This is a genomic window from Brevundimonas sp., assembly GCF_018608325.1.
Classification (GTDB): Bacteria; Pseudomonadota; Alphaproteobacteria; order Caulobacterales; family Caulobacteraceae; genus Brevundimonas.
This window is the reverse complement of sequence record NZ_JABAZW010000140.1, coordinates 5968-14125: the sequence shown is the minus strand read 5'-3', so window position 1 is coordinate 14125 and position 8158 is coordinate 5968. Positions and strand designations below refer to the sequence as shown.

The window sequence follows — 8158 nt, the reverse complement described above, 5'->3', positions numbered from 1 at the left end:
GGCCTGCGCCTGAACGACGCCTCGATCGCCGATGGCGCGCAAATTCTGACCGAAGCCGATGTCACCGACGGCGTCATCAAACTGGCGGCGGGCAAGAAGAAGATCGTTCTGGTGAAGCCCGTTTAATGTCCGCAACCGAAGGCCAATCCGCCCCTGTCCTGAACCTGCCGACCGACAACGGTGGGCAGGTGTCGCTTGCTGCCCTGAAGGGCAAGCCTGCCGTGGTCTATTTCTATCCCAAGGACGACACGACCGGCTGCACGCGTGAGGCCTTGGACTTCACCGCCCTGGCCTCTGACTTCGCTGCTCTGGGCGTGCCGGTCATCGGCGTGTCCAAGGATACGGTGAAGAAGCACGACAGGTTCAAGGCCAAGCATGAACTGAACCTGATCCTGGCCTCGGATGAAGACGGCGCGGCCTGCGAGGCCTGGGGCGTCTGGGTGCAGAAGAAGCTGTATGGCCGCGAATATATGGGCATCGAGCGCGCCAGCTTCCTGATCGACGCCGAGGGCAAGGTCGCCCGCGTCTGGCGCAATGTGAAGGTCGCAGGCCACGCCGAAGCCGTTCTGGACGCCGCCCGCGCCATCGCCTGACGTCTGCGCCGCACGCGGCGTGCGACAGTTTCTCTGAGTTTCGATCAGAAGAATTACGCCTTCGAACGACCTGCCCGCGCCGGTTTCCGGCCCTGCAGAACGCAAATCATATTGCAGCGTTCGCATTTGCCTGAATAACTGCGCGCCTCAACGTGGGGGCGTTGCACATGCCAGAGACGGAACAGCCGCAGCAGGGGTCGTTTGTCGAGCGACGGCTGCCCATCCGCTATCTCTATCTTCGCACCCACGACGACATCCGCGCCTGGGCGTTGACCACCCGTCATCAGGTCATCATCGGCGTTGCCGCCGTGGCAGGTCTGGTCTGGCTGGCGATCGCCTCCGGCGCCTTCGTTTTCAACCTGATCAGCGTCCAGCGCGCCGACGCCCAGGTGATGCAGGCGCGCGCCGCATCCGAGCGGCTGAACGCCGACCTTCAGGCCCGTCTGGAAAGCGCCGTCGCCCGGATGTCCGCCTCCAGCGGAGGCATGGAGCAGACGCTGGACCTGATCGAGCGCCGCCACGCCGCGCTAACCTCGGTCATGCAGAACCTCAACGGCGTCGAAGGCGCCGCAGAAGCCCTGGCTCCGGCGCCGCCCTCTAACAGCACCAATCCGATCCAGCGCATCATCGCCGTCCGCATGGATCAGGAACGGCTGCTGGACCGCGCCGAGACCTTCGCCCAAACGCGCGGCGAGCGCTTGCGCCTCGCCTTCCGTCTGGCTGGTCTGAACCCCGCCGCCTATACGCCCGACGCCAATCAGGCCCTGGGCGGTCCGCTGATCGAGGCGCGTGATCCCCGCGCCCTGGCCGCCATTCTGGATGTGGACGAGCCGTTCGCCGTGCGCATCCGCCATGCCGCCCGGTCGCTGCACAGTCTGCGCAACATGTCGCGCGCCGCCGACGCCCTGCCGTTCAACCGCCCCACGGCATCACGCACCACGTCCGGCTTCGGCGTCCGCATTGATCCGTTCGATGGCCGCCCCGCCATCCATGAGGGCCAGGATTTCGCCGCCGGGCTGAACACGCCGATCTACTCGACCGCGCCGGGCATCGTTTCCTTCGCGGGGGTGCGCACGGGCTATGGCAATACGGTCGAGATCGACCACGGCAACGGCTTCAAGACCCGCTACGCCCATCTGAACACCCTGGGCGTCGAAACCGGCCAGCCGGTCGCCCTGGCCCAGCGTGTCGGCGCCATGGGCACCACCGGGCGCTCCACCGGCGTCCATCTTCACTACGAAGTCTGGCTGAACGGCCGCCCCCAGAATCCCGCACGCTTCCTCAGAGCAGGAGATCAACTTGTTCAACAAGACTAGCAAACCCGCCGACCGCGCCTTCCGTCCCGGCCCGACAGTCATCCCGCCCCTGCCCGACATGCCGCCGCCGCCCAGCACAGAGCCCGCTGAGACGCCGGTGCGCAGCCTGTCCACCCTGTCCGCCGACCTGGTGTTCGAGGGTCAGATCACGGGCGCTGGCGACCTGCAGATTGACGGACAGGTGAAGGGCGATGTCCGCGTCGGCCGCCTGGTTGTCGGCGAAACAGGCGAAGTCGAGGGCAGCATCGCCGCTGACACCATCGAGGTGCGCGGCCGCGTGCTGGGCGGGGTGAAGGGCAAGCAGATCAAACTGGTCTCGACCGCCCATCTGGAAGGCGACATCTCGGCGGAGCAGTTGTCCATCGACGTCGGCGCCTTCTTTCAGGGCCGTGTCACCCAGGCTCAGCGACCGGCTGCAGTCGCTGCCCCAACCCCAGCCCCCGTCTCTGGACCTGTCGTCACGCCCGTCCTGACCACGCCCGCCGCCCAGAGCGCGCCTGAGCCCATTCCCGCCGAATAGCCGCCATTCAGCGCCGGAATTGAAAGAGGCGGCCCGTTTCCGAGCCGCCTCTTTTTCGTTCAGCCTGTGCGGCGATCAGTCGACGCTGGAGCCGCGCGTCTCACCGACACGCGCCGCCAGGGCCGCGCCCATGAACTGGTCCAGATCACCATCCAGGACGCCCTGGGTGTCCGAGGTTTCAACCTCGGTCCGCAGGTCCTTCACCATCTGATACGGCTGCAGGACATAGGATCGGATCTGGTGACCCCAGCCGATGTCCGTCTTGGCGTCGGCCAGAGCCTGAGCCGCCGCTTCACGCTTTTGCAGCTCCAGTTCGTACAGACGCGCCCGCAGCATCTTCCAGGCCATTTCCCGGTTCTGATGCTGCGACCGGCCCGCCTGACAGGCCACAACCGTATTGGTCGGGGTGTGGGTCAGACGCACCGCCGAGTCCGTCTTGTTGATGTGCTGACCGCCTGCGCCGGACGCACGATAAGTGTCGGTGCGCACGTCCGAGGGGTTGATGTCGATCTCGATCGTGTCATCCACGACCGGCGACACCCCGATGGAGGCGAAGCTGGTGTGGCGCTTGGCCGCCGCGTCATAGGGGCTGATGCGGACCAGACGGTGCACGCCCGATTCCGACTTCAGCCAGCCATAGGCGTTGGGGCCTTCGATCAGGATCGTCGCCGACTTCACGCCCGCCTGTTCGCCCTCTTCGTGGGCCTCGATCGTGACTTCATAGCCGTGCGCCTTGGCCCACCGCGAATACATGCGCAGCAGCATTCCGGCCCAGTCGTTGGACTCGGTGCCGCCAGCGCCGGAGTTCACTTCCAGATAGGCGTCATTGCTGTCAGCCTCGCCGGACAGCAGGGCTTCCAGCTCGGCGCGGGCCGCGCGTTCCTTGATGCCGCGCAGCGACGCACGCGCGTCTTCCAGCGCGCCCTCGTCGCCTTCCTCATCCGCCATCTCGGCCAGCATGACCCCGTCTTCGAGGTCCTGCTCCATCGCCTTGACGGTGTTGATCTTGGCTTCCAGCTGCGAGCGATCGCGGCTGACGGCCTGGGCCTCGTCCGGTTTGTCCCACAGCGTCGGGTCTTCGACCCGCGCGTTCAGCTCATCGAGCTTTCTTAGAGCGACATCCCAGTCAAAGACGCCTCCTGAGCAGAGCGACGCTCTGCTCGATGTCGGCCTTCATGGCCTCGACATCCGGTCTCATCGCAATCTCCAGCGACAGAAAAAGCCCTGACGTCTGTGCGACAGGGCGACAAAGAACGAAAACGGCGCGCCCGAAGACGCGCCGTTCGAAGGCCCTACCTAAGGCCTCAATACAATCCGCTCAAGTCCTCGGCCGGTTCGCGGCGTTGGGGAATGGGCGGTGGAGCGGCCTGTGTCGGCGGCGGCGTAGAAGCCCCGGCGTTGAAGCGCGCCTCCTGCTCACGGCGCACGACGTCGTTGTAGTTCTGAGGACCGACAGGCGCGGTCGGCGCTTCGACCGCCGGGGCCTGGCGCTCGGTGCCGGGACGGAAGGCTTCTTCAATGCCGTTCACGACACGGAAGATCGCATTCTTGGGCCGCACGAACGGGCGGGCCGGACGCTCTTTCAGCGCCGTCTGCATGAACTGGGTGAAGACCGGCACAGCCGCCGAGGCGCCTGCTTCCCCGGACCCCAGCGAACGGTTGTCGTCAAAGCCGATGAAGACCCCGACCACGATGTCGGTCGTGAAGCCGACGAACCAGGCCGAGCGGTACTCGTTGGTCGTGCCCGTCTTGCCTGCGACCCAGCGGCCCAGGCCGCGTGCGCTGGCGGCGGTGCCGCGTTGGACCACGCCTTCCAGCATCGAGCTCATCTGATAGGCGGTGATCGGGTCGATGACCTGGGTTCCACGCGGTTGCAGGCGCGGCGATTCCTGGCCCGAGAAGCCCCGTCCGCATTCGCGGCAGGTGCGGTCGTCGGCGCGGAAGATCGTCTCGCCGTGACGGTCCTGCACATAGTCGATCAGATAGGGGTTCACCCTGCGCCCGCCATTGGCGAAGGCGGCGTAGGCGGTCGTGATGTCCAGCGGCGTCACCTCGCCCGCGCCCAGCGACACTGACAGGTTCGGCGACAGGCCGGGAAGGCCCATCTTGTCCGACAGGGCCACAATCTTGTTCATGCCGACGGTCGAGGCCAGACGCACGGTCATGACGTTGCGCGACAGCTCCAGCCCGCGTCGCAGGGTCTGCGGACCATAATACTGGCGGCTGTAGTTTTCAGGCGTCCAGCGCTGGCCGTTCGGCCCGCCTGCGAAGCTGATCGGCGCATCCAGCACGATCGAGGCCGGGCTGAAGTCGCCCTCCAGCGCCGTGGCATAGACGAAGGGCTTGAACGCCGAGCCCGGCTGACGCTTGGCCTGGGTCGCACGGTTGAAGCTCGACAGCGCGTAGGAATAGCCGCCGACCATGGCCAGCACCCGTCCCGACTGCGGCTCCACCGCCACCAGGGCGCCGTTGACGCGCGGCACCTGTTTCAGGGCGAACTGGCCGCCCTTCTTCTCGACGAAGATCAGCTCGCCGCGACGCAGTTGCCGGTTGGCGTTGGCCCAGGCGGCGTCGCCGGGGATCAGATTGCCCGCTTCATTGCCCTTGGCCGTGATGATGCGCACGCTGTTGCCGCTGACGCTGTCGATGGCGGCGGCTTCCCAGGTGCGGCGTTCGGGCGGCGCCTGTTCCTTCAGCGCGGCGGCCTGCCAGCCGTCGGCGAAGTCGGTGGTGCCCCAGCCCCCGCGCCATCCGTGGCGGCGGTCATAGTTTTCCAGCCCCTGCATCAGGGCCTCGCGCGCAGCCGTCTGCAGCGTCGGGTCCAGCGTCGTGCGCATATAGAAGCCGCCTGCGCGCAGCTGCTCGCCGAACTTGGGATTGGCGGCGGCCTGACGGCGGGCCTCTTCGACGAAGAAGTCGGCGTCCTGATATTCGGCGCGCTTGGGCGCATCCTGGGTGGTCAGGGGGCGGGCGCGCGCCTCGGCGACCTGGGCCGGGGTCAGCCAGCCGTTCTGGCCCATCTCGCCCAGCACCCAGTTGCGACGGCCCAGGGCCGCTTCGGGGTGACGCTTGGGATGATAGTTGTTCGGCCCCTTGGGCAGGGACGCAAGGAAGGCCGCCTCGTCCGGCGTCAGCTGGTTCAGCGACTTGCCGAAATAATTATAGGCCGCAGAGGCGATGCCATACGACCGATAGCCCAGGAAGATTTCGTTCAGATACAGCTCAAGGATCCGCTCCTTGGACAGGCTGGCCTCCAGGCGGCTGGCCAGGATGGCTTCCTTCAGCTTGCGGTTCAGGCTGGATTCGTTGGTCAGCAGGACGTTCTTGGCCACCTGCTGGGTGATGGTCGAGCCACCTTCCAGACGACGACCCGACGCCAGATTGAAGACGTTCTTGATCGAGGCCCGGCCGATGCCGCCCACGTCGATGCCGCCATGCTGGAAGAAGTTGCTGTCTTCCGCCGCCAGGAAGGCGTGAACCACCGTCGCGGGAATCTGGTCATAGGAGACGAAAATCCGCCGTTCGTCAGAAAACTCGCCGATCAGAGTGCCGTCCCCGGCATAGACCCGCGTGGCAGTCGGCGGCGTATAGTCCGCCAGTTCGGACGCATCCGGCAGGTCGTGGAACAGCCACGCCGCATAGACGGCGACAACCAGCCCCGCCAGGGCGATGCCGCCCAACAAGACCATGCCCGCCCATACGAACCAGCGTTCCGCAATCTTCACTTCGTACTCCGACGACGCGTCTCGAAAGCCTGCTTTAGCCCGCGTCGGGGCTATTCCGCTAGAGCCCGCGCCGCGCCTTGTTTGCAACGCCCCTTCCGCTGGGTCGTTAGACGCCCATCTCAGTCATTCCCATTGATAGGAGCCAGACCATGGAAGTTCTGTACCGCGCCCACGCCACCGCCTCGGGCGGCGGCCGCGAAGACGGCCGTTCGGCGACCGACGACGGAAAAATCGATGTAAGGCTGTCCACGCCCAAGGAAATGGGCGGCAAGGGCGGCGACGGGACCAACCCGGAACAGCTGTTCGCCACCGGCTACGCCGCCTGCTACCTAGGCGCCCTGCGTCTGGTCAGCGGCAAGGCGGGCACGCCCGTCGGCCCTGACACCAAGATCACCGCCGGCATCGGCTTCGGCAAGAACACCAGGGGCGAAGGCTTCAACCTGGATGTCGAACTGAATATTTCGGATCACGGACTTGAGCAGGCGGTCATCGACGACCTGATCCAGAAGGCGCACCAGGTCTGCCCCTACTCCAACGCCACACGCGGCAATGTCGATGTGAAACTGACAGCCGCCTGACACGCCCATCAGGAAGGGGGACGCACGCCATGCGGCCCGTGTTAATCATAGGCGCCGGTCCTGTCGGACTGGCCGCAGCCCTCTTCCTGACCCGTCGCGGCGTCTCGGCGCGCATTCTGGATGCCGAAGCAGGACCACACCCCACCTCGCGCGCACTGGCGGTCAGCCCGCGCACCCTTGAACTGCTGACAGACAGCGGCGTCGCCGCCGCCATTGTCGCCGAGGGCAATAAGGTCGACGGCATCCGCCTGTTTTACGAGGGCTCGCCGCTGGCGACCGTCACCCCCGACTGGCGCCGGATGGGGTCGCCCTATCCCATGACCATCCTGCCCCAGGCCCGGTCCGAGGCGCATCTGATCGAGGCCCTGTCTGCTCTGGGTGTCGCCGTCGAACGCGGCCGCGCCCTGACCGGCCTCAGCCAGACCGACGACGCCGTCACCGCCGTGTTTGCGGATGGTGAGATGCTGACCGCCCCGCTGCTGTTCGCTGCTGACGGCGCCCATTCCGTCGCACGCCACGCCCTGAACATCGGCTTTCCCGGCGACAGCGCATCCCGGCCCTGGCATCTGATGGATGTAGACATCGAGGGGCCGCCGACGGATCAGGTCTGGGTCAATTTCGGCTCGGGCCGCGCCTTCATCTGCCTGCCCTATGCGGGCCGGACCGTGCGCCTGTTCACCTTCGGCCAACCACTGATGGACAGCATTCCCAAGGATTGGCGGCTGGGCGCAATCCGCTGGCAGAGCGATTTCACCGTGTCGCATCGCATCGCTGACCGCCTGTCTGTCGGTCGGATCGCGCTGGGCGGAGATGCGGCCCACATCCATTCCCCCATCGGCGGGCGCGGCATGAACCTGGGCATAGAGGACGCCTGGGTCTTCTCGGCCTGCGCGGCGGATTTCCTGAGCGGTGAAACCAGCCGCATCGACGACTATGACCGCCTGCGCCGCCCCGCCGACGCCGCCGTCGTAAAGACCATCCGCGCCATCACCCGCTTCGTCACGGACGACAGTTTCATCGCGGATGCTGCCAAGCGCACCCTGCCCCCGATCGCCACGCGTTTCCCCGGTTTGATCAACCGTGCGCTTCGTGTCGGCATGGGCCTCGACCACCCGATCCCACTGCGCTAATCGGAGCCCATGACCTCGCCGCTCGACGCCTCCCCCGATCCGCTGCTGACGCTTGAACCCCACCGCCGTGTGACGCTGCGCGAAGCGTTCGGCGTGGACAGCGACATGACTGTGCCCGCCTTCAACGAGCGCGACAGCCATGTGCCCGAGATCGACGAGGCCTATCGCTTCGATCCTCAGACGACCATCGCCATCGCCGCGGGCTTCGCCTTCGACCGCCGCGTCATGGTCCAGGGCTATCACGGCACCGGCAAGTCGACCCACATCGAACAGGTCGCCGCCCGCCTGAACTGGCC

The 8158-nt window shown here is 66.3% G+C and carries 7 protein-coding genes and 2 pseudogenes; 7 read left to right on the top strand and 2 right to left on the bottom strand.

What is annotated here, in order from left to right:
• The 4 genes and pseudogenes from QZ281_RS13735 to QZ281_RS13720 all read left to right on the top strand — a co-directional run.
• Positions 1-126: pseudogene (locus QZ281_RS13735) on the top strand (tyrosine--tRNA ligase); the annotation flags it as partial.
• The gene (bcp, locus tag QZ281_RS13730) at positions 126-593 is read left to right on the top strand and encodes a thioredoxin-dependent thiol peroxidase (protein ID WP_292229267.1); all 468 of its coding nucleotides are present in this window, start codon (positions 126-128) and stop codon (positions 591-593) included. The pseudogene QZ281_RS13735 and the gene bcp, both read left to right, overlap by 1 nt.
• Before the next feature lie 167 nt (positions 594-760).
• A complete protein-coding gene (locus QZ281_RS13725) occupies positions 761-1909 on the top strand; it encodes a peptidoglycan DD-metalloendopeptidase family protein (protein WP_292229265.1) in 1149 nt (382 codons plus the stop codon).
• On the top strand, positions 1893-2429 hold the full coding sequence (locus QZ281_RS13720; RefSeq protein ID WP_292229263.1) for a polymer-forming cytoskeletal protein: 537 nt from the start codon (positions 1893-1895) through the stop codon (positions 2427-2429). Before QZ281_RS13725 ends, QZ281_RS13720 begins: the two co-directional genes overlap by 17 nt.
• Before the next feature lie 75 nt (positions 2430-2504).
• Here the strand turns inward: QZ281_RS13720 and prfB are convergent.
• Both prfB and QZ281_RS13710 read right to left on the bottom strand, forming a co-directional pair.
• Positions 2505-3627 (bottom strand): peptide chain release factor 2 gene (gene prfB, locus QZ281_RS13715; RefSeq protein ID WP_292229261.1). Its coding sequence is split into 2 segments (ribosomal slippage): positions 2505-3557 and positions 3559-3627, totalling 1122 coding nucleotides; the frame shifts between segments, so codons are not numbered across the junction.
• A gap of 106 nt (positions 3628-3733) precedes the next feature.
• Positions 3734-6154 carry a penicillin-binding protein 1A gene (locus tag QZ281_RS13710; protein ID WP_363297975.1) on the bottom strand — a complete coding sequence of 807 codons (2421 nt, stop codon included), beginning with the start codon at positions 6152-6154 and terminating at the stop codon, positions 3734-3736.
• A 149-nt stretch (positions 6155-6303) separates the two neighbouring features.
• Between QZ281_RS13710 and QZ281_RS13705 the strand changes: the two genes are divergently transcribed.
• The 3 genes and pseudogenes from QZ281_RS13705 to QZ281_RS13695 all read left to right on the top strand — a co-directional run.
• Positions 6304-6732 carry an organic hydroperoxide resistance protein gene (locus tag QZ281_RS13705; protein WP_292229259.1) on the top strand — a complete coding sequence of 143 codons (429 nt, stop codon included), beginning with the start codon at positions 6304-6306 and terminating at the stop codon, positions 6730-6732.
• 29 nt (positions 6733-6761) lie between these two features.
• Complete coding sequence (locus QZ281_RS13700) at positions 6762-7862, top strand: FAD-dependent monooxygenase (protein WP_292229257.1); 1101 nt, start codon at positions 6762-6764, stop codon at positions 7860-7862.
• Between the two features lie 9 nt (positions 7863-7871).
• Positions 7872-8158, top strand: a pseudogene (locus QZ281_RS13695) (cobaltochelatase subunit CobS); the annotation flags it as partial.

Coding starts and splice junctions, on each gene's coding strand:
- QZ281_RS13700 (WP_292229257.1), top strand. CDS start 6,762: ATGCGGCCCGTGTTAATCATAGGCGCCGGTCCTGTCGGACTGGCCGCA.
- bcp (WP_292229267.1), top strand. CDS start 126: ATGTCCGCAACCGAAGGCCAATCCGCCCCTGTCCTGAACCTGCCGACC.
- QZ281_RS13705 (WP_292229259.1), top strand. CDS start 6,304: ATGGAAGTTCTGTACCGCGCCCACGCCACCGCCTCGGGCGGCGGCCGC.
- QZ281_RS13725 (WP_292229265.1), top strand. CDS start 761: ATGCCAGAGACGGAACAGCCGCAGCAGGGGTCGTTTGTCGAGCGACGG.